The organism is Azospirillum isscasi, assembly GCF_030849505.1.
Lineage (GTDB): Bacteria > Pseudomonadota > Alphaproteobacteria > Azospirillales > Azospirillaceae > Azospirillum > Azospirillum isscasi.
This window is the reverse complement of the sequence record NZ_JAUJFI010000032.1, coordinates 1-24,243: the sequence shown is the minus strand read 5'-3', so window position 1 is coordinate 24,243 and position 24,243 is coordinate 1. Positions and strand designations below refer to the sequence as shown.

Here is a 24,243-nt window from a genome sequence, read left to right as displayed (position 1 = left end):
CAAGTCCGGCTGGTGGACCGCTGCCCGGGCTGCGGCAAGCCCCTGTCCTGGAAGGTGCCTTCACCCTCGGCGTGCCGTTGCGGCCATGATCTGCGCCGGGATGAGGGGGGAATCCGTTCCCGAGGGCGAGCTCGCCGGTGCCGCGGCCGTCCACCGCCTGCTGCACACGCCGCCCGATCGTCTGGAGGGGTTGGCCGCGCAGGTCGGGGTCGGCGGCGTGCTCGCCCTGGTGTACGCGTTCGGAGGCATGGCTTCCGGGGACAGGCGAAGCCGCAACGCGGTCTCCTTCGCCCGGCTCCATCCCGAGCGCGCGCACCTCCTGTTCGACGCCGGGTGGCGGGCGTGCGCGGACTGGCCGTCCTCGTTCCACGGCCTCCTGGAGCGCCTGCGGACCCGCGCGTCGGAACGCAAGGGGCGCTACGGAATCGCCAAGGAGTTCGGCAGGCTGCACGACTGGCTGTCCGACATCGGGGACCAGACCTACGGACGCGTCGCCCTGAAGGCGTTCGCCGACCACGTGGCCGCCCGGCCGGAACTCGCCACCCGGGCGCTGGTCGCCCTCCGCAGGCGCGCCGAGGCGCCGCCGGAACACACCGGCATGACGCTGATGCGGGCCGCCCGCCTGCCGAATGTGGCTTTCGAGACGCTGCGCCGCCTCGTCGACCGGCACGGGCTGGCCCTCGCGGGCGGCGGCGGCAAGGGGGCGCCCGTCCTGCTGCGGGCCTCGGTGGTCCGCACGCTCAAGGCGGAGATGGCCCGCCTCGTCGATCAGGACGCCGCCTGGCACCTGTTCGGCATGGGCAAGCGGACCTTCGTCGAACTCCGGGACACGGACCTGTTGCCGCTTCCGGTGCCGGGCGCGGACGTCCTGCCCCCACCGGCATGGGCCCTGGCCGCCGACCTGTTCGGCCGTCCCGTGTGGGCGGTCGCCGACCTGGAAACCTTCGTTCGCCGCTTCGACGCGGCGGTCGTCCGCAGGCGGGGCGGAGGGCGTCTGATCGGCCTGCCGACGGTCGCCCGCATGCTCTCCGGACTCGGTCTCGGGATGGAGCAGGTGCTTCGGGTCGTCCTCGACGGTCGCCTGCGCCCCGCCGCCCTGACGGCGGGCAAGCGGGGCTTGGCCCGGCTCGCCTTCCGCCGGGAGGATGCCGTCGCGCTGCAGAAGGCCATGGCCGCCGAGAAACGGGGGACGCTGTCGGTGAACGGAGCCGCCAGGACACTCGGCGTGAAGCAGGAGGTCGCCTACCAATGGGTGCGGCGCGGTCTGCTGCCCACCGTGCTCGTTCCGGGCAAGCGCGCCGAGACGGGGCGCCGGGTCACCACGGAAGCGATCGACGCGTTCCGGGAACGGTACGTCACGGCGTCCGAACTCCGCAGCGCCGGGGCGCTCGGCCGCTCCAGGAAGCTCGCCCTCGACATCATCGCGATGGGCGTGGCGCCCGTCTGCGGCCCGTCCGTGGACGGCGCCCGCCAATACCTGTTCCCGCGCGCCGAAGTGCGGGACGCCCTTTCCGGCGCTTCAGGGAGACCGGAATGACGGACGAGTTCGATGCTTCCAAGGGCACGGGCGGCGCGGAAGACGAGGATCCGCTTCGGCTTTGGCGCGACCGACGGCCATCCGCCGACGCGCAGGCCCGCCTGCGGGCGGCGCTGGTCGCCGAAGCGCGCGCCAGACTGACCGAGGTGTCCGTGCCCACTCGGGACACCCTCGCCTCCCTCCTTCCCCGATGCGAAAGCGGAGACCCGTGGGCATGGATGCTCCTCTTCCCGCTGGTCAGGGAGACGTGGGGCCTCCCCGGCGACCAGGACCGCTGGCCGGAGATCGAGAACGGCTGTCTCGTGCTGGCGTCGCGCGCCGTCCCCCTCGCCGACCTGGTTCTCACGATGCGCCTTCACCGGGATGTCCAACACCCCCCGGACGACGCCGGATCCGACGAAACACGGCCGAAGCCGCATTGAAGGCCAGGTTGGAGCGCCTCCGCGTGCGCCTGTCCCGGTTCGCCGACCCGGCCGACATCGCTGCCGGGCTCGGTCTCGACATTTTGCTGGCGCCCCCTGCGACCGAGAAAACGGCGGACGCCGTGGGGAGCGAGGAGGACCGTCAGGACGGCCCGGCCATGCGCGTGCTTCTGGCCAGCCCGCCGCCCACCGGGGACCGCGACTTCAAGCCCATCCTGGACGGGATCAGGACGACGCTCGACGGCGAGGTTCCGCTGGCCCCGGCACCCGACCCGGACGACCTGTGCGCCGCTCTGGAACGGGAGTTCCCGTGGTTCGGCGCGGTGGTCGAGCGCGTCCACGACGACCTCCTGCTCGGCGCCCGCTGCGGCCGGACCTTCTTCGGGCTGTCCCGCCCGTTGCTGCTCACCGGTCCGCCCGGCGTCGGGAAGACGCGGTTCGTCCACCGCCTGTCCCGGCTCGGCGGACCGCCGATGGGCGTGGTCAACGCAGCGGGGGCGTCGGACAACCGGCTTCTCCAGGGCACCGCCCGAGGCTGGGGAACGGTGAGGCCGTCCCTGCCGATCCTCCTCATGCTCCGGGACGGGATGGCGAACCCGTTGGTTCTGGTGGACGAAGTGGACAAGGCGGGCGGCAGCGACCGGAACGGCCGGTTGCACCACACGCTGCTGTCGATGCTCGAGCCGTCCTCGGCCCGGCGCTGGCCGGACGAGGCGCTGGCCGTCCCCGTCGACCTGTCGCGCGTCGTGTGGCTGCTGACGGCGAACGACACGGGGGCGATCCCGGCGGTCCTGATGTTCCGGCTGGCGGTGGTCGAGGTCGGGTCTCCGCGGGCGCGCGACTTCGACGCGCTGTTCGCGGGATGCCTGGCCGACGCGGCGGACGACTACGAGTGCGCCGTGGCGGTGCTGCCGGAGATCGACCCAACGGCGCTGGACGCGATGCGCGAGGGGTTCGTCCGCGGGCGCCTGCAGGCCCGCCAGCTTGCCGCACTGGTCCGGCGCGCGCTGGTCGCCGGAGCCAAGGCGGAACGGACGCTGCGGTGCTGAGCGCCCGCCCCGCCGTTGCTCCGCCTACTGGCCGCCCACGACGATCAGTCGTCTCTGCGACCTGGGCGGCTCGCCTCCAGGTCGCCTTGCCAGTCGATAGTACCGTGGAGCGCCAGCGTCTTCTCCTCCTGCTTGAGGCGGATCAAGCGGCGAAGCGCCTCCTCGACGACGGCCTCCTTCGTGGTCAGTCCAGTGGCCGCCATCGCCTCGGCAATCAGAGCATCATTGATGTCGATATTGGTGCGCATGTCGCACTCCCTGATGAGGACAGCCAACTGTTCTCGCGTTCGATGCGATCCATCGTGCTCGTGCCTTCCATCGCAGCAGAAGAGCGGTGGCAAGAAACGCTACCAGCATGATCGTTGCCGGACATCCTATACCGGATCAGTGGCCCATTCCCTTATGACCCATTTGTCGGTGCCCCGTGGGTCCGTGATCCATCCGGTCATGACCCATGGCGCCGTGGTCCATCGTGCCGTGCGCGCCGTGCATGGACATGCCGTGGACCATGGACGGGTCGAGCTTGATGGCGCTGGCGTCGCCGGGGAAGCGATCAATGACGCTCTCCAAGAGCCCGATCTCGTAGGTCTGGTCCTGGACGATGTCGTAGTTCATGGTGCGCAGGAAGCTGTTATCGCCGTTCGGGTCGGTGTTGTAGTCCCGCGCCATGTCGAGCGCGCCCTGGTGGTGCGCGATCATCGCCTTGGCCCAGCGGACGTCGTACTCGTCGACCGCGCCGGATGTCGTCCAGAGGTCGAACGCCGTCGGCGGCGGCGCCTTGATGTAGGACAGGCGGTGCTCCAGCCCCTCGGTGGCCACCGGCCGCCGGACGAGCTTGGTCGAACCGAAGTCGGCCAGCACCGTCGGGGGCTGCTCGACCTGGCGCTTCACCTCGTCGAGCACGGCGATCTCGTACTCCTGGTTGGCGATGATGGCGCCCGCCATGCGCCGCAGCACCGGGTTCCGGCCCTTGGCCAGGTACTCCTCGGACATCGTCAGCGCACCCGCGTGGTGCTCGCGCATGCCGGTCACGTATTCGAGGTCGGCCCTCACGGCTGCGGAGTCGGCCGCGCCGCCCGGAACCAGAGCGAGTTCGTAGACGGCGGTCTCGTGCCAATCCCCGCCGCCGCCGCCGTCGGCCATGGCCGCCGACGCCGCGGAGAGCGTCAGGACCAGAGCCAGGGCGCTGCCCAGGAGGGCGTTCTTCTTCGTCACCATGGTGCGTCTCCTCAGGCGATGGGCGTGGCGTCGTAGCCCGCGTCGGCCAGCGTACGAACGATCAGGTCGGCGCCGACGTCGCCCTCGACGGCAAGGCGTCGGTCGGGCGGATCGGCCTGGATGGCCGTGATGCCGGGGACGGCAGCCAGGGACTTGCGGATGGCGTTGGCGCATCCGCCGCACGTCATGCCGGGAACGGTGAACTGCAGCATCGTTATCCTCCTCGACGGGGTCCTTCCGGACCGCTCCGTTTCGTCTCTGGAGGCCAGCCTCCACCTTCCAATCATTGGAAGGTCAATCATCTTCGTGCCGCAGCGCGGCGGCGCAACGCGCAACCCAGGCATGTCATCGAAGCATCACGGCGGGCGGGTCACCCTCGGTCGCTTGGCGCCCGTAACGGGACGATGAACTCGGTACGGGTTGCAGGTGGCGCACAGGATTCGCGTCCCCGATTGCTCCCCGGCCATCCGGTGATTTACCCTATCCGAATGGGGATATTCAGTGGGAAAATGGTCTTGTCCGACGCGATGCGCACTCTGATCCAGCGGTGGCGAGAGGACCCGAACGCCACGTACCGCTCCTGGTTCCTGTGGGAGGAGCGGGTGAAGAACTTCCGCTCGATCCGCCGCGGCATCCAGCAGGTCGTCGCCGACATCGAGGCCGGGACCTTCGGCAACGCCTACCGCGGCTCGTCGCTGGAGACGGTGGTCCACTCCATCGCCGAGCAGCGTCAAATCTTCAAGGGCGCCGACCACGCCTTCCTGTGGAAGCCCAAGCTGCGCATCCCGGACATCTACGAGAACCCGGACAACCAACGCGCCTTCGGCCGTTTGCTCGACACGTGCGTTTGCTGCAACGCCGAGACCCAGGTCCTCGCCGCCATCCGGCAGTTGGACGCCAAAGGCATCAAGGGCCTCGGACCGGCGGTCGCGAACCTGCTGTACTTCCTGCACCCGACCATCGTGCCGCCCTTCAACACCGCCATCGTGAACGGCTACAACGCTCTGACCGGCGCCAAGGTGAAGCTCGGAAGGTGGGACGAGTTCCTGGCCATGCGCAAGGGCATCCTGGCGCTCAACGCCGAGTACCGCGACCTGCTTTCCAACGACCTCGGCGCCGTCGGCAGCCTGCTGTTCGACGTCGGTTCGGGGCGGTATGCCGCGCCGCCGCGCGAGGACGACGCGACCGCCCGGGCCGCCTGGGAGGCGGACTTGGCCAAGGTCCGCGAGGAAAGCGCCAAGGCGACGAAGGCCGCCGCCGCCGAGCGCGAGGGCGACCGCACGCACACCGAGATCCAGGGCTGGCTGCGCGACCTCGGCAGGGCGTTGGACTACGACGTCTGGATTGCGTCGAACGACCGTGGGCGTCCTTACAACGGCGGCAAGCTCGGCGAGGGCTGCCTTGAGCGCCTGCCGGGGGCGATCGAGAAGGCGCCGGGCGCCGACGCCGTCCGATTGATCGACGTGCTGTGGCTCGACCGCGGCAAGGCGCACGTCGCCGCCGCCTTCGAAGTCGAGCACTCCACCTCGATCTACTCGGGCATCGTCCGCATGCTCGACCTCGCGCTCGGCGGCGACGCGCACGCACTGGAGGGCCTGTTCCTGGTGGCGCCGAATGGCCGCGAGGAGGAGGTCCGCACACAGCTGGGCCGACCGGCTTTCTCGCGCGTTGCCGATCTCAAGGTCCGCTACCTGCCGTACGGGGAACTGGAGTCGCACCGGGAGTCCATCGCCCGGTTCGGAAGCGGCATGAAGGCCATCCACGCCATCTCGCGCACGCTCGTCTGAGCGGCGCTGGCGGGACACGCGCCACGGCGGCTTGTTGAAGAGGCAGGGGCCCCGAGGGTGCCCCTGCCGAACCATTTCGTCCCCGAGAACGACGGCTTCCGCAGTAGGCGGATATGGCTTACCCGTTCCACGAATCCGCGACCGTCGAAGTGGCCATGGCGCCAGAGCCGCTTTTCGAACGCCTGGACGACCACACGCGGCTCGCCGCGCACATGGAGAAGCCTTCCATGATGACGCTGGGCGGGCGCATGACCTACGCCTTCGACGAGGACAAGGGGCGTGCTGTCGGATCGGTCATCCGCATGAGCGGCCGTTTCCTCGACATCTCCCTGGGCGTCGACGAGGTTGTCACCGAACGCGATCCGCCGCGGCGCAAGGTGTGGGAGACCATGGGGCGCCCCCGGCTTCTGGTCATCGGTCCGTACCGCATGGGCTTCGAGATCGAACCCAAGGGCGACGGTTCGGCATTGCGCGTGTTCATCGACTACGCTCCTCCCGCGTCGCCGGACTGGCGCCTCCTCGGCAGTCTCCTTGCCGGAACCTACGCCCGCTGGTGCGTGAGGCGCATGGCGGCCGATGCCGTTGCCCTGGCTGCATTCAAGGCCAGAGCGGCTTGAGCCTCTGGTTGAGAGGTAGAACCCGGCACCGGGGCCGAGAATGCCCAAGAGCACTCCCGGCCGCTTCTCCGCCGGTCAGCCCTTGCGCGGCCTCTTGCGGAAGGCAATCAGTACCCCGGCGAGCGCCAGGAACACGATGGCGCCGCCGCCCCAGACCCGGACGTAGCCGGGCATCCCGAGGCTGGGGACGAAGGCGTAGACGGCGGCCAGCACCGCCCACACCGCGACGATGGCCAGGGTCAGCCAGAGTTCGTCGTTCTTCATGGCTTCTCTCCTGCGCTCAGTGACCATGCCCGCCGCCGATGGCGATGATCGGCAGGGATTGGATCAACTGGAACGCGACGATGGTGAAGACGTACATGGCGGCGACCAGCGCGGCGACCGACACCGGCCCGGTCCACGCGGGCGCGGCGCCGACGTCGCGCCCCCCGGCCTGCCAATCGACCACGGGAGCCTGTTCAGCCGTCGCGCGCCGCGACAGCAGCGTGCGCACGACGCCGTAGACGGTGACCGAGATGGCCACGGCGAAGACCGTGGCGCCGACGCCGACCAGGGCCATCAGCACCGGCCACGCCGCGGGGGCCATGCCGCCGTAGCTCACGTCGAACACCCGGCGCGGCACGCCCATGAACCCGGCCGTGATGCCTGCGGCGCCGAAGATGAGCAGACCGATGGTCACGACCACCGGCATGCGCTTCAGCACCGCCGGGCGCCACAGCGTGCCGCCGCCGAGTGCCGGGAGCATGGCCATCATGGCGGCCAGGAACGTCTGGGTCAGCACGCCGACCGCGAAGAAGTGGAAGTAGCCGGGGACGAAGAAGGTGTCCGACAGCATCGGCGCCAGTTCGCCCTGGATCAGCACGAAGGCGAAGGTGATGCCGACCATCATGTTCACCACCGCCCAGCCCATGTTCGCCATGGCCGGGTTGTCCCACGGCAGCCCGCGCATCCAGCCGAAGAGGCCGGTGGCGCCGCGCGCCCGGGCGCTGGCCTCCAACGAGGAGACGATGATGGCGAAGGCCGCCAGCGTCGGGACCGAGACGAACAGCGACAGCAGCGAACCGACCACCCGCACGCCCTCGGACAGGTTGGGCTCCAGAAACATGTGGTAGAGGCTGGTCGGCGGCACGAACACCAGATACGCCGCGAAGACGATCTTCGACATCCTGGCGCCGTGGATGGACTTCATGCCGGTCAGGTGCTCGGTCAGCACGTACCACACCAGCACGGTCGCCATCAGCGGCAGGTAGTGCAGGTTGTGGAACAGGATGTGCCACTCCGTGCCGTGGTCGGCCGGGAACGGCCCGGCGCCCAGCGCCCACAGCACGCCCGGCAGGAAGGCGTTCGTCGCCGCGATGGCGCTGACCACCAGGAAGCCCGCCCAGGCGAACAGGGCGAAGCCAATTGACGTGAACTCCTCGGCCTCGCCGCGCAGCCGGGGCTGGAGCACCGTCGCGATGCCGCTGACGGCCGAAGCGACCAGGCCGCCGGAGAGCAGCAGGTAGCCCAGGGCAAAGAACCCGACCGAGCGTGGATCGTCTGCGGCGAGCTCAGGGCTACCGTCGTAGAGCAGCGGCGTGCCGGTGTAGGAGATCCATTCGCTGACACCGAAGCCTGCCAGCATCAGCGCCGCACCCAACCAGGCGAACGGGCGCAACGCCAGCCCGCGTCCGTTCTCGGCAGCGGCGAGCACGAGCAGGAGGGCCGCTTGGATCAGATACAGCCAGTAGAAGAACACCGACACGCCGTGCAGGGTGAGCAGGCGGTAAGCGTCGTCGGGGAAGAAGGTCAGCGCACCGGCACGGGCCAGGGCGGTCACAAAGCCTCCGATCAAGCCCAGCACCAGCGCCAGCAGGGCGGCACCGAACAGCAGCTTGAGGAGCGCCTTGTCGGGCGCCGGCAGGGCTTTGATGCGCGCCGCCAGGGTGGGCTTGGAGCCGACCGGGGCGACGTTCGTTGAGATGGTATCCATGGTGGGTCCTCCCCGGGTCACGCGACGACGATGCGGCCCTGCATGGCGTCGTGCGCCTGGCCGCAGTAGACGGTGCAGTACACGAGGTACTCGCCCGGCTTGGTGAAGGTGATGACCTGCGCGGTGACCGTGTTCGGGCGGAGACGGATGATCCGGCTGGCGGCTCCCAGCTGGATCGACGCACCGTGGGTGATGTCGTCCGCCATCATGCGGAACCGGTACGCCTGCCCGGCCTTCAGCCGCAACATGTCCGGGCTGTAGGAGAACTTCTGGGCCATCAGGTAGACGTCCACCGGCTCACCTCCGGCGTCATGGCCGTGGTCATGCCCCTCGGCGGCGTGGCTGTGCGTGTCCTCGCTGACGTGCGGGTTCACGCTGCCGTCCTTCTGCGTGAACCGCTGGATGAAATAGTCGTGTTCGAAACGGAACTCCTCGGGCGCCATGCCCGCCGAAGCCCCGTGACCACCGTGGCCACCGGCCTCGGCGGATGCTTCGGCGGCACCATGGCCGCCATGACCACCACCGTGAGCGTCGGGTTCGGGGGCAGCGGCCGCCTTGCCGCCGAAGGGGAGCGGTGCGGCCCCGTATGCCGCCCAGGCGCCGTACAGGGAGACGGCGCCGAAGCCCAGTCCGGCGATGAAGCCGCGACGGGTCGTGAAATGCCTCTCGGACATCGTGAGAGTCCTCTGGTCGCGTGGTCGGAATCGCTCGCGAACGCCGCCGGTCAGGCGGCGCGTGGCCGGGCGTCCGACGCAGACGGCGTCAGGGCGCTCGGCTGGTCAGAGGACGGTCTTCGGAGGGGGCGTGTCCGGCGCGATGTCCCGGGCGTTGGGGGCGTAGTCGGGCCGCGGGTGCCAGGACATCTCCACCGTCGTCACCGCGACGGCGGCGACATGGTCCGCCGGGGTTTCGGCCGCCGGGCAACACGGAGCCACGACCACGAGGGCGGCCTTGTGGGAGTCGCCGTGCAACGGGGTCGAAGGCGATGGCGTGTGATGGGAACGGTGGTCGATCGGCCCGCCATGGGCCTCCACATGCGCCATGGCTCCGCCCGCCGCGCCCACCAGGAGCGCGAAGGCGAACGCCAGAACGGCGAAGATGTGGCCCAAACGCGTCATGTCTGCCATCGTCACCAATGACCCGGGACCTCCCGGGCCATGCCAAGCGTAGCCCCTATCGTAGGTCCGGGAATTGATTGGCATCAACCCGGCGCCCGTGTCACGGTCCGGTAGTGGAAACGCCGTGGGTGAAACGTCACCGGGCGGTGGTGCCTTGCGCCGGCGGCAGGGCGGCGCCGGTGACCGGACAGGAGACGTGTTCGACTTTGTCCTTGACCTTCCAGCGGCTGGAAGGCGCAGGGTTCTTCCTGTGGCATCTCCGGCCCGGTCGAAGGTGCGGGTGACATTCCGACGCACTCCTTCTCCGACGCTTGGTAGGGATCGTTGCCGAAGCCATCTGTTGTTGCAGGGGGCTGGGAACGGTCGTAGGTTTCCATAAGGGTGCGGTGGGCACTGGGGTGCCGCACGGCTCCCACAAGATGAGGCAAACGCCATGTGGCGTGCGACGCGGTCGTCGGTGAGGAGGGTGGTGGTGAGCCTGCTGATGCTGGCCACGCTGCTCGTCTATGCCGCGCCGAGCCACGCCAACCTGGGGCCTCACCATGCGTCCCAGACTCCTCACGAGCACGTTCCGGTCGACGCCCATGGCGATGCCATCGCCGCGGTGGGCGACCACGAGCACGAGGAGGCTCCGTGTGGGGACCTTGGCCTGCTCGACGAAGGGGCCTGCTGCAGCGTCGCTCAGTGCGTCACCATGCACGGAGGCCTCCCCGCTGCGATGGTCGAGGCGTTCACCCCGCGCCTGAACACGTCCCAGCATCTGCCTGCCCTGGCCACGCCGGACGGCATCGGCATCGACCCGGCTATCCGCCCCCCGCTCTGACCATCTGACGCCACGAGTCCGCCCGCGCCCGACCTGAGCCTCGGCTCGGCGAAGGACGCCGGTCCCGGCCCTCGTGCGCTTGGCTTTTGCGTCCCCGGCGCTCCCGTGTGGAGTCCGTCCGGGATGGCTCGAACCAGATGTTCAGATGGAGGACGCCATGTCGTCTCTCACCCGCAAGATGCTCCCGGCACTCGCGCTGACCGCCATGATGTCGGTCGCCCAGGCCCAGACCACCACAGACCAGGACCACAACGCCCATCATCCGGACGGGGCCGCGGCCACGACGCAGACCCAGCCCGCTCCGGCCCCGACCCCGGCTCCCACGCAGCCGACCCCGGACGCGTTGCCCGGCGCGCCCGGCAACGCGCCGATGATGGGTCAGGGCATGGGCAGCGGCATCATCGTCCAGCCCGGCTCCCAGGCGCAGGGTGGCCAGCCCGGCATGATGATGAACATGGACCAGATGCGTTCGATGATGGGCGGCATGTCGGGCCAGCAGGACGGCCAAGCCGGGATGATGGGGCCCGGCATGATGTCCATGATGCGACAGATGATGATGGGCCAGCAGGGCGGAATGGGCTTGCCCTTCGAGCACGTCGAGGGCCGCATCGCGTTCCTGAAGGCCGAACTCAAGATCACCGACGCCCAGGCGCCGCAGTGGAACGCCTTCGCCGACAGCCTACGGGCGAACGCCAAGGCCCATCAGGCCATGCACGAGCAGATGACCAAAGGCGGCATGCCCTCCTCCTGGCCCGACCGGCTCGCTTTCCAGCAGAAGGCGCTCGCCACCCGGCTCGACGCCCTGAAGGCGCTGGAGTCCGCCGCCAAGCCGCTCTACGCCGTGCTGACCGACGAGCAGAAGACACTCGCGGACCGGCTGCTCCCCGGCCCCATGGGCATGATGTGAGGAGGCGGCCATGACGCACCACGAACACACCCATCGCGCTCCCGAGCCGCAGGCGCGCACGCCCTGGTACCGGACCTGGACCGGCTTGGCCGGACTCGGCGCGACCGCCCTGGCGGCCGTGTACCTGTCGCTCTTCCACGTCGACCATGTGCTCGACGCGCTTCCGCTTCTCGTCCTGCTCCTGTGCCCGCTGATGCACCTGTTCATGCCTGGCGGTCACGGGCATGGCGGCCACGGCGGGAATGGTGACGCCGACCGGCCGAACAAGCGGGGCACGCCATGACGCACGAAGCCTCGGCCTATGGCCTGTGGATGCTGGTCGCCCTCAACTCGGCCATCTTCATCATCTTCGCCTTCAGCTTCGGCAAGCCGCAGTCGCCCCGGGACTGGCGGTCCTTCGGGGCGTTCAAGCGGGCCGAGGCGCTGAGCGAGGTCGTCCGCTCCGAGGCCGAGCAGGCCAACGCGACCCGCACGGTCGAGTCTGACATCCGGCAAGCCCGCTTCGCCCATCAGGCGGCGAGCGAGCGCCTGTCGATCGCCCGCGACCGGGCTGCTGCCCTCAGGGCACGCCTGTCGAACATCGAGCGCGCCCGGAGGGCGGGCGAGATCAGCCTCGTCGAGCACGTGCGCGCCCAGGAGGCGGCCTTCGAGGCCGACCTCGCCCGCGCCACCGCCGAAGTCCAGCTCGGCGCCGCCCGTGCCCGTATGAACCAGTCCCTCGGAGTTCTCCCATGACCACCCGACGCCTTCTTGCCGCGACCGTCGTCGCCGCGAGCCTTGCCGCGCCGGTCGCCGCTCCCGCCCACGAGGGCCACGCCCATGGCGGCGAGGAGCCGAAGCCGGTCGTCACGACGGTCGCCCCCACCCTGGAGACGTCCTCGTCCGACTTCGAACTCGTGGCGGTCGCCCAGGGAAAGACCTTGCTCGTCCATCTGGACCGCTTCGCCACCAACGAGCCCGTGAACGGCGCCACCGTCGAGGTAAGCGCCGATGGCGAGGCCACAACGGCCTCGCCCGTCTCCGGGGAGGAGGGCGTCTACCGCCTCGACCCGTCCTGGCTCTCAAAGCCGGGATCCCATGAAGTGACCGTCTCCATCGCCGCGGCCGACGCGGCCGACCTGCTGATCGGCACCCTGGAGATCCCGGCAGGTGCGGCTGAAGCGCAGACCGGAGGTGCGCAGGGTGTTTCCGCCGTCCTCGGCCAGGTCCGGAACGATTCCGGCCTGATGCTGGGGGCGGTCATGGTCTTCCTGCTCGGGGTCCTGACCACCGTCGCCCTGACCCAGCGTGGACGCACGCGGACGGTCGCGGGCGCCGCGCTGGTCGGCATCGGCCTGCTGTTGGCGAGCGGCGCCGCCTTTGCCCACGGCGGCGAGGACCACAGCCACGGCGACGAGGACAAGGGCAAGGCACCGACGGCGGCCGTCCCGATGGGGGCGACCGGTGCATCGGAGAGCCCGCGACGCCTACCGGACGGCAGCCTGTACGTGCCAAAGCCGTCGCAGCGTCTGCTGTCTGTCCGCACCGTCGTAGCCAAGCCGCAGGAGGCGGCGCAGACGGTGCAGTTGATCGGTCAGGTCATCGCCGACCCCAACGGCGGCGGCCACGTCCAGGCCACGCAGAGCGGTCGCATCGAGCCGGGGGACAAGGGGCTGCCCTACGTCGGCCAGCGGGTCGAGGCCGGGCAGATCCTCGCCTACATCGCCCCTGCCGTGACCTTTGTGGACCGCAGCGGGATCCAGCAGCAGATCGCGACGGTCGAGCAGGAACTCGTTATCGCCGAATCCCGCCTCCAGCGGCTCCGGAAGCTGGAAGGCAGCGTGCCACAGCGCGACATCGAAGAGGCGGAGGCCAACCTCAACGGTCTGCGCAAGCGCCGGGCCGCTCTGTCCCCCGCGCTGACGACCAAGGAAGCCCTGCGGGCGCCCATCTCCGGGGTGGTCACGGCCAACAACATCAAGGCCGGACAGGTGGTCGAGGGGCGCGACCAGGTGCTGTTCGAGATCGTCGACCCGTCGCGGCTGATGGTCGAGGCGGTCGCCTTCGATCCCCGGGTGGCGAACGCCATCAAGGCGGCCACGGCGATGACGGCCGACGGCACCAGCTTGTCCCTGGAACTCCTCGGCTCCAGTCTCGCGCTGCGCCAACAGGCGATCCCGCTGCTCTTCCGGATCGGCAATCCGCCGTCGGGGCTCGGCGTCGGCCAGCCGGTCCGGCTCGTCGCCCAGGTGCAGGGCACCGCGTCGGGCATCGTCCTGCCGCGGCAGAGCGTGGTGCGCAACGCCAGCGGCCAGCCCATCGTCTGGCAGCACGACACCCCGCAACGCTTCGTCGCCCGACCGGTGCGCACGCAGCCTGTCGACGGCGACACGGTGCTCGTCCTGGCGGGCGTCGAGCCGGAGGCGCGCATCGTCACCGATGGCGCCGGTCTCCTCAACCAGGTCCGGTGAGGAGCGCCCCGCCATGTTCAACTTCCTCGTCAACACCAGCCTGCGCAACCGGCTCTTCGTCCTGGCCGCCGCGGCGATCCTCGTCGTCTACGGCTCGTTCGTCCTCAAAGACCTGCCGATCGACGTCTTCCCCGACCTGAACAAGCCGACCGTCACCCTGATGACCGAGGCCGAGGGGCTGGCGCCGGAGGAGGTCGAGCAGTTGGTCTCCTTCCCGCTGGAGACCTCGATGAACGGCATGCCGGGCATCACCCGCGTGCGCTCGGTGTCCGGCGTCGGGCTCAGCATCGTCTTCGTCGAGTTCGATTGGGGCACGGATATCTACCGCAACCGCCAGCAGGTCGCCGAGCGGCTGGCCATCGTCCAGGGGCAGCTTCCGCCCAACGTCCGGCCGCAGATGGGGCCGATCTCGTCCATCATGGGCGAGATCATGTTGATCGCCATGAGCGGCGACGGCGTCGGCCCGATGGAGGTCCGTGAACTCGCCGACTGGGTGGTGCGGCCGCGGCTGCTCGCCATTCCCGGCGTCAGCCAGGTCATCCCGATCGGCGGGGAGATCCGGCAGTACCGCGTCGCGCCCAACCCGGCACGGCTGCACGACCTGGAGATCACCACCGAAGAACTGGTGAAGGCGTTGCAGCAGTTCTCGGCCAACACCGGCGGCGGCTTCATCGACCAACATTCCCAGGAGTACCTGATCCGCAACATCGGCCGGACGACCCGGCTGGAGGACCTCCGCAACCTCGTCGTCGCCTACAAGACGGGGCAGCCCATCCTGCTCCACCAGATCGCCGCCGTGGATTTCGCCGCCCGCGTGAAGCGCGGCGACGCGGGCGTCAACGGCAAGCCCGCCGTGATCCTGTCCGTCCAGAAGCAACCCGGCGCCGACACCACGACGTTGACCGCCGAGGTGGAAGCCGCCCTGGGCGACTTGGCGAAGTTCCTGCCGAAGGGCGTCCACGCCGACGAGATCCTGTTCAAGCAGGCCAACTTCATCCAGACCTCCATCGGCAACGTGGAGAAGGTCCTGCTTGAGGCGGTCGCCGTCGTGGCGGTGATCCTCTTCCTGTTCCTGCTGAACGTGCGGACGACGTTCATCTCGCTGACCGCCATCCCGATCTCGATCCTGATCACCGTGCTGGTGTTCAAGGCGTTCGGCATGTCGATCAACACCATGACGCTGGGCGGCCTCGCCATCGCCATCGGCGAACTCGTCGACGACGCCGTGGTGGACGTTGAGAACATCTACCGGCGCCTCGGCGAGAACCGGCGGGCGGGCAACCCGCGGCCCGTCCTGGAGGTGGTCGCCTCGGCCTCGCAGGAGGTGCGCTCGGGCATCGTCTACGCCACCATCATCATCATCCTGGTCTTCGTGCCGCTGTTTGCGTTGACCGGCATCGAGGGACGCCTCTTCGCGCCCCTGGGCGTCGCCTACATCGTCTCCATCCTGGCCAGCCTCGTCACCGCCATCACCGTCACGCCGGTGCTGTCCTACTACCTTCTTCCCAGGCTGAAGCGGCTGGAGGAGCACGACAGCTGGCTGGTCCGCAAGCTGAAGGCCGGGAACGCCCGGCTCCTGGGCTGGGCCTTCGCCAACCCGGGGACGCTGTTCGCCACGGTGGGGGCCGCCGTCCTGATCGCCGCGGCGACGGTTCCGAGCCTGCCACGCGCCTTCCTGCCGCCGTTCAACGAGGGCACGCTGACCATCTCCATGGTGCTGAACCCCGGCATCTCGCTGGCCGAATCCAACCGGGTCGGGCTGGCGGCGGAGAGGCTGATCATGCAGGTGCCCGAGGTGGCCTCCGTCGGGCGCCGCACCGGGCGCGCCGAACTCGACGAGCACGCCGAGGGCGTCCACTCCAGCGAGATCGACGTCGACCTGAAGCCGTCCGAACGCAGCCGGGCCGAGGTGCTGGCCGACGTGCGCGCCCGGCTGGCGGCCCTGCCGGTGTCGGTGAACATCGGCCAGCCGATCTCGCACCGGCTCGACCACATGCTCTCCGGGGTGCGGGCGCAGATCGCGCTGAAGGTCTACGGCGAGGATCTGGACACCTTGCGCAGCCTCGCCGGACAGCTTCAGCAGAAGCTCGCGGCGGTTCCGGGACTGGTGGACCTCCAGATCGAAAAGCAGGTGCGCATCCCGCAGGTCCAGGTGGTCGTGGACTACGAGCGGGCGGCGCTCTACGGCGTCACCCCGGCCATGGCGACGGAGGCGCTGGAGAGCCTGTCCAACGGCCGCGTGGTGTCGGAGATCGTCGACGGCACCCGGCGTTTCGACGTCGTGCTGCGCCTGTCGGACGAGGATCGCACCACCAGCGGCTTGGCGAACCTGCTGGTCGAGACCCCGGCGGGCCGGGTGCCGCTCAGCCTGTTCGCCTCGGTCGAGGAGACGGACGGCCCCAACCAGATCCTCCGGGAGAACGGCAAGCGCCGCATCGTCATCCTCGGCAACTCCGACGGCCAGACGGACATGGCCCGGATCGTCGCGGGCATCCGCGACGTGGTCGCCCGGTCGCAGCTGCCGCCGGGTTACTTCACCAGCCTGGAGGGCACCTTCCAGGCGCAGGAGGAGGCGTCCAAGACCATTGCCGCGCTGTCCATGGTGTCGCTGGCGATGATCTTCCTGGTGCTGTACAGCCGGTACCGCTCGGCCGTGCTCGCCCTGATCATCATGGGCAACGTGCCGCTGGCCCTCATCGGCAGCGTGGCGGCGCTGTGGATCGCCGGGCAGCCGCTGTCGGTCGCCTCGATGATCGGCTTCATCACGCTGACCGGCATCAGCACGCGCAACGGCATCCTGAAGATCAGCCATTACATCAACCTGGTCCTGCACGAGGGCGAGACCTTCGGGAAGGCCATGGTGATCCGGGGCAGCCAGGAGCGCCTGACACCCGTGCTGATGACCGCGCTTTCGGCGGGGGTGGCGCTGGTGCCGCTGATGATCGGCGCCGACGCGCCGGGCAAGGAGATCCTGCACCCGGTCGCCGTCACCATCTTTGGCGGGCTGGTCAGCGCGACCCTGCTCGACACCGTCCTGACCCCGGTCCTTTTCCTCAAGCTCGGTGAGAAGCCGCTGAATCGTCTGGTCGCCGCCCAGGCCGGTTCGCTGCGTCCGGCCGAGGCCTACTGATCCCCCTCACCCGGTCCATCCAGAAGGAAACCACACCGTGAAGTTCTCGACCCTCCTCCTCGCCGCCGCCCTGTTCACCGCCCCGGCCACGGCCTTCGCCGACGGCCCGAAGATTGGTCCGAACGGTGGCCAGCGCGCCGACGCGGGCCCCTACCACGTCGAAGTCGTGCTCAAGGGCAACGACGTCGTCCTGTACGTGACCGATGGTGCCGACAAGCCGGTGGATGTGACCGGCGCCAAGGCCGAGGCGACCGTCCTGGCGAACAAGCAGACCCAGAAGGTTGCGCTCGAGCCCGCGGGCGGCAACGCCCTCAAGGGGCAGGCGAACCTCGGCGGCGCGCACGACAGCGTCAAGGTGGTCACCGCGCTGACCATGCCCGGCCAGAAGCCGGTGCAGGCCCGCTTCGAGATGGGCCACGCGGGTCACTGATACGGTTGGAAAATGATCGCTTTCATCATTCTCCAACCGTGAAACCTGGCAGATCAATGCTTTAGCATTGATCGAGAGGGTCATGCCGACGGCGCCTTCAGGTGCCGTCGGCATGAGATCGGCATGGGCGGCATGAGGCTCCCCGCCCCATGCCGCCCCGCAAGCAAGGAGATGCGCGATGAGCGCCAAGAAGAAACTCGCCACGATGGCTGCTGCCCTGCTGGTCGGTGCCATGGTCGCCGGACCGGTCCGGGCGACCGAGACCCTCAAGCTGAACGAGGTCTCGCACCTCCACGGGATTGCCGTCGACCCCGCAGACCCGTCGCGCCTGTATCTCGCCTCGCATCACGGCGTGTGGCTGACCAACCCCGACGGCACGGCCACGCGGGTATCCGACAACCGTTGGGACTACATGGGGTTCACACCGAATCCGGCGCAGCCCGACGCCTTCTTCGCCAGCGGTCACCCGGAGAAGGGCGGGAACCTCGGCGTCCTCGTCTCGACCGATGGCGCGAAGACCTGGAAGCAGGTCTCGGCGGGTGTGAACGGACCCGTGGACTTCCACGCCATGGACGTCAGCCCGGCCGACCCGAAGGTGCTGTACGGGCACTACGGCACCGTCCAGATCAGCCGCGACGCCGGGAAGACCTGGGAGGTGACCGGCAAGCCGCCCGCCGACATGTTCGACCTGGCAGCCTCCTCGAAGGACCCGAACACCGTGTACGGCGCCACGCGCGCCGGACTGATGGTGAGCCGCGACGCGGGCAAGACGTGGCAAGCCGCCAACATCGTGCGGCGCCCGGCGACCATGGTCGCGACCACAAAGGACGGCGCCGCCTACGCCTACCAAGTCGGCACCGGCCTGCTCAAGACGACCGAGCCGAGCCTCGCGTGGCAACCGGTCAGCAACGGCTTCGGTGACGCCGTCCTGCTGCATCTGGCGACCGACCCGACCGACCCGGACCGGCTCTACGCCGTGACCGACAAGAGCGCCATCCTGGCCAGCCAGGACGGCGGCAAGACCTGGAAACCGTTCCGGTCGTGATGTGCCGGGGGATGTGGTGATGAAGGCGATGAAGATTGGCGTTGGCTTGGCCATGGGTGCGGCGATCGCGGTGGTTGGCGTCGTCCTGTTCGCTGGACCCAAGGCAGGCGCCGATCCAACCGACGCCGCCCAGGTTGCCCAAGGCAAGGCGGTCTACGCGGAGCAGTGCGCGTCGTGCCACGGCGCGCGGCTCGAGGGCCAGCCGGAGTGGCAAAGCCGCAAGCCGGACGGCCGTCTGCCCGCGCCGCCGCACGACGCCTCCGGGCACACGTGGCACCACCCCGACGCCGACCTCTTCAACATCACCAAGCAAGGCGTCGTTGAATTCGCCCCGCCCGGCTACGAGAGCGACATGCCCGCCTTCGGCGGCGTGCTGAGCGATGCCGAGATCTGGGCGGTCCTGGCCTTCATCAAGAGCTCCTGGCCCGCGGAGATCCGTCGTCGCCACGCCGCCATGAGCGAACGCGCGAAGAAGTGAGGAGAGGACGCGAGCGGGCCACACAACGCGCTTGACCTTCCAGTCACTGGAAGGCGGAGCCTTGGTTTCATGGATGCCATCGCACGCCGGTGCCGGGAAGCGCGAACGAACGCGGAGGCACCGACGCCTGCATGCGAAGGGAAAAGCGAACATGAACGACCAGCACCGCAGCCACGCACACCATCCTGACCACCACAGTCACGGTGGGCACGACCACCACGCCGGTCCCGACGACCGGCCCAAGGTGAAGGACCCCGTGTGCGGCATGATGGTCGATCCCGAGCGGACCGGGCACCAAGCCGGGCACGGCGGCCAGACCTTCCACTTCTGCTCGGCGCGCTGCCACGACAAGTTCGTCGCCGACCCGGAGCGGTACCTGAAGCCGGAGGCAAAGCCCGCCGCGCCCGAGAAGGCAGCGCAGGCGTCGCCGCAGAAGGGCGTGATCTACACCTGCCCGATGCACCCGGAGATCCGCCAGGAGGGGCCGGGCAACTGCCCGATCTGCGGCATGACCCTGGAGCCGGTCGGAGCCACCCTCGGGGAAGGGCCCAACCCGGAACTCGTCGACATGACGCGGCGGTTCTGGATCGGCTTGGTCCTGAGCGTGCCGCTGCTGGTGCTGGAGATGGGCGGCCACATCCCGAAGCTTGGGCTCCATGACGTGGTGCCGCCCCGCATCTCCGTCTGGGTGCAGTTCCTGTTGGCGACGCCGGTCGTGCTGTGGGCGGGCTGGCCGCTGCTGGAGCGCGGCTGGCGGTCGTTCGTGAACCGCAGCCTGAACATGTTCAGCCTGATCGCGCTGGGCGTCGGGGTGGCCTACGTGTTCAGCCTGGTCGCGACGTTCCTGCCGGGCGTCTTCCCGTCAAGCTTCCGCGGCATGGACGGCGTGGTGGCCGTCTATTACGAGGCGGCCGCCGTCATCACGGTGCTGGTGCTGCTCGGGCAGGTGCTCGAGCTCCGCGCCCGCGAGCAGACCGGCGGCGCCATCCGCGCGCTGCTCAACCTCGCGCCCAAGACGGCGCGGCGCATCCGTACCGACGGCGAGGACGAGGAGGTGCCGCTCGAGGTGGTCCAGGTCGGCGACCGGCTGCGCGTCCGTCCCGGCGACGGCATGCCGGTCGACGGCGAGGTCCTGGAGGGCCGCAGCGCCGTCGACGAGTCCATGGTCACCGGCGAGAGCATGCCGGTCGGGAAGGAGCCGGGCGCCAAGGTCATCGGCGGTACCGTGAACCAGACGGGCGCCCTGGTGATGCGGGCCGAGAAGGTTGGGTCCGACACCATGCTGTCGCGCATCGTCACCATGGTGGCCGAGGCCCAGCGCAGCCGGGCGCCCATCCAGCGCATGGCCGACGTGGTGTCCGGCACCTTCGTCCCGGCGGTGATCCTCGTGGCCGCCCTGGCCTTCGTCGCTTGGATGGTCTGGGGGCCGCAGCCCGCCTTCGCCTACGCGCTGATCGCGGCGGTCTCGGTGCTCATCATCGCCTGTCCTTGCGCGCTGGGGCTGGCGACGCCGATGTCGATCATGGTCGGCGTGGGCAAGGGGGCGACCGCGGGCGTCCTGATCAAGGACGCGGCATCCCTGGAGCGGTTCGAGAAGGTCGACACGCTCGTCGTGGACAAGACCGGCACCCTGACCGAGGGCAAGCCAAAGGTGATCGCCGTGGCTCCGGCGCCGGGCATCGACGAGGCGACCCTGTTGTCGCTGGCGGCGAGCCTGGAGCGGTCGAGCGAGCACCCGCTGGCGGCCGCCATCGTTGCCTCCGTCAGGGAGCGGGGCCTGCCGCTGCGGGACGTCGCCGACTTCGAATCGGTGACCGGCAAGGGCGTCGTCGGGACGGTCGGCGGGCGCACGGTGTCCCTCGGCAACGCCGCGATGATGCGGGACCAGGGTGTCGCGCTGGGGGACCTGGAAACGCGCGCCGACGACCTCCGGCGCGAGGGCGCCACCGCTCTCTTCGCCGCCATCGACGGCCAGCCCGGTGGCGTGATTGCGGTCGCCGACCCGATCAAGGCGACCACGCCGCACGCGCTGGAGACGCTCCGGAACGACGGCGTGCGGATCGTCATGCTGACCGGCGACAACCGGACCACGGCCAAGGCGGTGGCGCGCCGCCTGGGCATCGACGCGGTCGAGGCCGAGGTGCTGCCGGAGGACAAGAATCAGGTGGTGAAGCGTCTGAAGGCGCAGGGCCGGGTGGTGGCGATGGCCGGAGACGGCGTGAACGACGCCCCGGCGCTGGCCGAGGCCGACGTCGGTGTGGCGATGGGCACCGGCACCGAGGTCGCGATTCAGAGTGCCGGGGTGACGCTGGTGAAGGGGGATCTTGCGGGCATCGCACGGGCGCGGACGCTCAGCCGGGCAACGATGCGCAACATCCGGCAGAACCTGTTTCTGGCGTTCGTCTACAACGCGCTTGGCGTGCCGGTCGCGGCGGGTGTCTTCTACCCGCTGTTCGGGTGGACGCTGTCGCCGATCATTGCCGCGGCCGCGATGGCCCTGAGTTCGGTGTCCGTGGTTGGGAACGCGCTGCGGCTGCGTAGGCTCAAATTGTAGAAGGATCGACGGGTGTCGCCCCCGTCCGATCGCCGTAGCGGTCCCGCGGTTCGGCTGGCCCTTGTTGGGGGGAATCGCCCATCCAAGCCCTTCGTCTGAACCAAGCCCGCCGATGCCATCCTCGCCAAGCTCGCCCGTCTGCCTGCACCTTTTGAATGGGTCAGTGTACCAGCTTCGGGAGCGCGACGGAGGACGGGGGCGAAGGGCAGGCTGACGTCCGAAGGTGCGGTTGATAGCCGACACTCACGTCAGTGGAATTCTATCGAAGATGTTCCTTAACCCATTGAACACACTTGATAGAAGATCATTCAAAGCCATCATCAACAGGAAGCGGATGGTCACTGCCAGACCTGTTACCTTCACGTCCCACCGAAGATCGGCGCATCCGTACAGGATGCACCTCAGGAGGGCCGTATGGGGTTACGCTTTCAGAAGCGCGTGACGCTGTTCCCAGGCGTGAGGCTGAACTTCAGCGGCGGCGGGATCAGCACGATGATCGGTGTCCGCGGGGCGAGCGTCAACATCGGACCGGGCGGCGCCCACCTGAACCTCGGCCTGCCGGGGACCGGCCTCTCCTACCGCACCCGGCTTGACGGGAACGGAGCCCACCCCACCCGGGCGGAACCGGTCGTCTCCGCCCCTCCGGCGGGCCCCGTCCCCGCTCGGCCTTTTCCGGTGCAGCCGCTCCCGGCCCCTCATCGTCCCCTTCTTCCGGGCGAGGGCGAGATCCGGAGCGCCGCCATCTCCACGCTCACCAGCGAGGGGCTCGGCGACCTGAAGAGGCTCATCAACGAGGCCGACGCGCGCAAGCGGTCGGCGAAGATGAAGCTCGAAGCCGCCGAGCACTCCCGCGTCCTGGCGGAACGGCGCCTGAACTCCGCCCGGCGTTTCATCGTGCGGCTCTTCCTGTGGTCGGCCATCCCGACCCGGCAGCAGGAGGTCGTCGATCTTGACCGCAAGATCGGCGAGGCCAGGATGGAGCTCGACGGCTCCCACATCGACCTGGGACTTCGCCTTCGACCAGCCGACATACGACGCGTACGATTCGCTCCGCCGCGCCCATGCCCGCCTGCGTGCGAGCGACATGATCTGGGACGTCACGACTTCCTTCCTGACGAACCGGATCGCCGAGCGCACGACCGCCGCCACGCGCGTGGACCGGACGCCGGTGCGGCTGTCGGAGACGGCATCGGACCTCCTGAACACGAAGTGGCAGGGGCTGAAGTTCGACAACGCCAACAGGGAGGACATCTTCGTCTACCCGGGGTCGGACTTCCTGCTGCCCCGGCCCGAAGCCGATGAGCCCGCGGACGTGGAACCACCTGACGCGCCACCGAATGACGGCCCCTCCGCGGTGGTGAGCGGGCGCCCCCCAGCCCGCGCCCTGTTTGCCGACGGGCTCGTGCTCGCCGCTGTCGTAGCGGTCGGCGCCTGGGCGGCCGTCGGACACCGCGCACGCGATTCCGCACCGAACGTCCCCGCCGCCGCGGTTCCGGCGCCGCCCCTGACCGCTCCGGCTCCGCCGCCCGCGACGGCCGAAGCCCCGGCGGCGAATCCCTTGGAGAAGACCCCGGAGACGCCGAAGGCGCGCGAGGCCGTCGTGGTGAAGGCGCAGACCGCGAACATCCGCACCAAGCCGGACCGGGACGGGGAGTGCTTGTGCTGGCGGACCGAACCAACACGGTGCGGCCGCCGATGCGGGCGATGATGGGCTTCCCAGCGGAGTTCCACGCCGACGGCGGGCGCGTCTTGCAGGGCACAGCCACCTATGTCCCGCCGTCGGCGCCGAACCGCGCCCCGGTCGTGGTGTTCCGGCTCCCCGACATGGACGAGCAGGCGTTCGCCGGGGAGGGGATGAGCCTCCACCACATCGACAACCCGCACCTTCGCCCGCTCCGGAAGCACGGCTCGCCCATTCTTGATGACGCATTCATGGAGCGGGTCATGTGGGCCGACGCGGTCACGGATTTCGCCTTCAGCATCGCCGCGGACAACGCGGCACGGACCCTGCCGATCGTGTTCCGCGAATGCGGGCGTCAAGGCGTCGGACGCAAATAGCTCGGTCGCCAAGCTCTAGCAGGTCGCGGAAAAACGAACATATTTCGGCTTTTTGCCTCTGCTGAGGCTTGGAAATGGCGTTTCCGCCGCCCGTTTTTGTCAGAATGGAGCGCCTTTTCGCGCTCCGAGACGCTCGGAGCCGCCGTTCAGGCGGACTCCGAACGTCATTATGCCGCCGCCAGCAGCTTGGGCAGGCGGATCAGGTTGTAGGCGGTAGCGGTCAGGGTGAACATCCAACCGACGCGGGCCGTGCCGCGATGACGCGTTTTGCGCAAGCCAGCTCCCTTGATCCAGCCGAACAGCTCCTCAATCCGCTTGCGGATGCGCAAGGACACGGCATAGCCAGGGTGGTGGGTGGTCCGGCCGTCGATCGCCGAGCGGCGATTGCGCGTGTTCTGCGCGACGTGCGGAGCGGCGCCCAACTCGCGCATGTTCGCCACGAAATCCTTGGTGTCGTAAGCCTTGTCGGCACCCACCGTGATGCGGTGACGGCCAGGAATGGCCTCGACCATGGAAACCGCCGCCTCGCGTTCGGCCAAGCCGGTGGCTGCCGTCAGCCGAACATCCACCACCAGGGCGTTCCGGTTCTCCATCAGGGCGTGGCCCATGAAGGCCAGCTTCGCCGGCTGCCCGTTGCCCTTGCGGTAC

The 24,243-nt window shown here is 69.3% G+C and carries 25 protein-coding genes and 1 pseudogene; 18 read left to right on the top strand and 8 right to left on the bottom strand.

Annotated features, from left to right (window positions below; genetic code table 11):
• Positions 1–100: 100 nt before the first annotated feature.
• From QSG27_RS09250 to QSG27_RS09240, 3 genes are read left to right on the top strand one after another with little or no spacing between them, the layout of a single operon-like run.
• On the top strand, positions 101–1,537 hold the full coding sequence (locus QSG27_RS09250) for a MerR family transcriptional regulator (RefSeq protein WP_306705380.1): 1,437 nt from the start codon (positions 101–103) through the stop codon (positions 1,535–1,537).
• Positions 1,534–1,959, top strand: a complete 426-nt coding sequence (locus QSG27_RS09245) for a hypothetical protein (RefSeq protein ID WP_306705378.1) — start codon at positions 1,534–1,536, stop codon at positions 1,957–1,959. Before QSG27_RS09250 ends, QSG27_RS09245 begins: the two co-directional genes overlap by 4 nt.
• Positions 1,960–1,982: 23 nt before the next feature.
• On the top strand, positions 1,983–3,008 hold the full coding sequence (locus QSG27_RS09240; RefSeq protein ID WP_306705376.1) for an AAA family ATPase: 1,026 nt from the start codon (positions 1,983–1,985) through the stop codon (positions 3,006–3,008).
• A 44-nt stretch (positions 3,009–3,052) separates the two neighbouring features.
• Here the strand turns inward: QSG27_RS09240 and QSG27_RS09235 are convergent, their stop codons facing one another.
• From QSG27_RS09235 to QSG27_RS09225, 3 genes are all read right to left on the bottom strand, one after another.
• Positions 3,053–3,256 carry a type II toxin-antitoxin system VapB family antitoxin gene (locus tag QSG27_RS09235; RefSeq protein ID WP_306705374.1) on the bottom strand — a complete coding sequence of 68 codons (204 nt, stop codon included), beginning with the start codon at positions 3,254–3,256 and terminating at the stop codon, positions 3,053–3,055.
• A 136-nt stretch (positions 3,257–3,392) separates the two neighbouring features.
• Entirely contained in the window at positions 3,393–4,226 is an 834-nt protein-coding gene (locus QSG27_RS09230; RefSeq protein ID WP_306705372.1) for a DUF305 domain-containing protein, read from the bottom strand.
• 11 nt (positions 4,227–4,237) lie between these two features.
• Entirely contained in the window at positions 4,238–4,438 is a 201-nt protein-coding gene (locus QSG27_RS09225) for a heavy-metal-associated domain-containing protein (RefSeq protein WP_306705370.1), read from the bottom strand.
• 303 nt (positions 4,439–4,741) lie between these two features.
• Here QSG27_RS09225 and QSG27_RS09220 point away from each other — a divergent pair, with 303 nt between their 5' ends.
• Both QSG27_RS09220 and QSG27_RS09215 read left to right on the top strand, forming a co-directional pair.
• Complete coding sequence (locus QSG27_RS09220; RefSeq protein ID WP_306705369.1) at positions 4,742–6,013, top strand: type II restriction endonuclease; 1,272 nt, start codon at positions 4,742–4,744, stop codon at positions 6,011–6,013.
• Between the two features lie 113 nt (positions 6,014–6,126).
• Positions 6,127–6,630 carry an SRPBCC family protein gene (locus tag QSG27_RS09215; RefSeq protein WP_306705367.1) on the top strand — a complete coding sequence of 168 codons (504 nt, stop codon included), beginning with the start codon at positions 6,127–6,129 and terminating at the stop codon, positions 6,628–6,630.
• A gap of 75 nt (positions 6,631–6,705) precedes the next feature.
• On the opposite strand, the gene QSG27_RS09210 is transcribed toward QSG27_RS09215, so the two are convergent.
• From QSG27_RS09210 to QSG27_RS09195, 4 genes are all read right to left on the bottom strand, one after another.
• Entirely contained in the window at positions 6,706–6,894 is a 189-nt protein-coding gene (locus QSG27_RS09210; RefSeq protein WP_306705366.1) for a hypothetical protein, read from the bottom strand.
• 16 nt (positions 6,895–6,910) lie between these two features.
• The gene (locus QSG27_RS09205) at positions 6,911–8,602 is read right to left on the bottom strand and encodes a cbb3-type cytochrome c oxidase subunit I (RefSeq protein WP_306705364.1); all 1,692 of its coding nucleotides are present in this window, start codon (positions 8,600–8,602) and stop codon (positions 6,911–6,913) included.
• 17 nt (positions 8,603–8,619) lie between these two features.
• Positions 8,620–9,276 carry a cupredoxin domain-containing protein gene (locus QSG27_RS09200; protein WP_306705362.1) on the bottom strand — a complete coding sequence of 219 codons (657 nt, stop codon included), beginning with the start codon at positions 9,274–9,276 and terminating at the stop codon, positions 8,620–8,622.
• Positions 9,277–9,381: 105 nt separating this feature from the next.
• On the bottom strand, positions 9,382–9,720 hold the full coding sequence (locus tag QSG27_RS09195) for a hypothetical protein (protein WP_306705360.1): 339 nt from the start codon (positions 9,718–9,720) through the stop codon (positions 9,382–9,384).
• Positions 9,721–10,192: 472 nt separating this feature from the next.
• Here QSG27_RS09195 and QSG27_RS09190 point away from each other — a divergent pair, with 472 nt between their 5' ends.
• The 13 genes and pseudogenes from QSG27_RS09190 (at position 10,193) to QSG27_RS09130 (ending at position 23,595) form a co-directional block, all read left to right on the top strand.
• Complete coding sequence (locus QSG27_RS09190) at positions 10,193–10,543, top strand: hypothetical protein (RefSeq protein ID WP_306705358.1); 351 nt, start codon at positions 10,193–10,195, stop codon at positions 10,541–10,543.
• Positions 10,544–10,700: 157 nt separating this feature from the next.
• Complete coding sequence (locus tag QSG27_RS09185; protein ID WP_306705356.1) at positions 10,701–11,450, top strand: Spy/CpxP family protein refolding chaperone; 750 nt, start codon at positions 10,701–10,703, stop codon at positions 11,448–11,450.
• Between the two features lie 10 nt (positions 11,451–11,460).
• Positions 11,461–11,733 (top strand): DUF2933 domain-containing protein, encoded by a 273-nt coding sequence (locus tag QSG27_RS09180; protein WP_306705354.1) that lies wholly within the window; start codon positions 11,461–11,463, stop codon positions 11,731–11,733.
• Positions 11,730–12,185: a TolC family protein gene (locus tag QSG27_RS09175; protein WP_306705352.1), complete on the top strand. Its 456-nt coding sequence runs from the start codon at positions 11,730–11,732 to the stop codon at positions 12,183–12,185. The genes QSG27_RS09180 and QSG27_RS09175 overlap by 4 nt, the downstream gene beginning before the upstream one ends.
• On the top strand, positions 12,182–13,900 hold the full coding sequence (locus tag QSG27_RS09170; protein ID WP_306705350.1) for an efflux RND transporter periplasmic adaptor subunit: 1,719 nt from the start codon (positions 12,182–12,184) through the stop codon (positions 13,898–13,900). The genes QSG27_RS09175 and QSG27_RS09170 overlap by 4 nt, the downstream gene beginning before the upstream one ends.
• Before the next feature lie 13 nt (positions 13,901–13,913).
• Positions 13,914–17,030 (top strand): efflux RND transporter permease subunit, encoded by a 3,117-nt coding sequence (locus QSG27_RS09165; protein WP_306705349.1) that lies wholly within the window; start codon positions 13,914–13,916, stop codon positions 17,028–17,030.
• 37 nt (positions 17,031–17,067) lie between these two features.
• Positions 17,068–17,460, top strand: coding sequence for a hypothetical protein (locus QSG27_RS09160; RefSeq protein WP_183182226.1), 393 nt, complete (start codon positions 17,068–17,070; stop codon positions 17,458–17,460).
• 178 nt (positions 17,461–17,638) lie between these two features.
• Positions 17,639–18,505: a WD40/YVTN/BNR-like repeat-containing protein gene (locus tag QSG27_RS09155; RefSeq protein ID WP_306705345.1), complete on the top strand. Its 867-nt coding sequence runs from the start codon at positions 17,639–17,641 to the stop codon at positions 18,503–18,505.
• Positions 18,506–18,524: 19 nt separating this feature from the next.
• Positions 18,525–18,983, top strand: coding sequence for a c-type cytochrome (locus QSG27_RS09150; RefSeq protein WP_306705343.1), 459 nt, complete (start codon positions 18,525–18,527; stop codon positions 18,981–18,983).
• 151 nt (positions 18,984–19,134) lie between these two features.
• On the top strand, positions 19,135–21,537 hold the full coding sequence (locus QSG27_RS09145) for a heavy metal translocating P-type ATPase (RefSeq protein ID WP_306705341.1): 2,403 nt from the start codon (positions 19,135–19,137) through the stop codon (positions 21,535–21,537).
• Positions 21,538–21,951: 414 nt separating this feature from the next.
• Positions 21,952–22,059 (top strand): annotated as a pseudogene (locus tag QSG27_RS29245) (DUF4236 domain-containing protein); the annotation flags it as partial.
• A 562-nt stretch (positions 22,060–22,621) separates the two neighbouring features.
• Complete coding sequence (locus tag QSG27_RS09135; RefSeq protein ID WP_306705337.1) at positions 22,622–23,245, top strand: hypothetical protein; 624 nt, start codon at positions 22,622–22,624, stop codon at positions 23,243–23,245.
• A complete protein-coding gene (locus QSG27_RS09130; protein ID WP_407653195.1) occupies positions 23,197–23,595 on the top strand; it encodes a hypothetical protein in 399 nt (132 codons plus the stop codon). Before QSG27_RS09135 ends, QSG27_RS09130 begins: the two co-directional genes overlap by 49 nt.
• 167 nt (positions 23,596–23,762) lie before the next feature.
• Here QSG27_RS09130 and QSG27_RS09125 read toward each other — a convergent pair.
• Positions 23,763–24,243 (bottom strand): transposase (locus QSG27_RS09125; protein ID WP_306705335.1); only part of this gene is annotated, 481 nt, incomplete at its 5' end.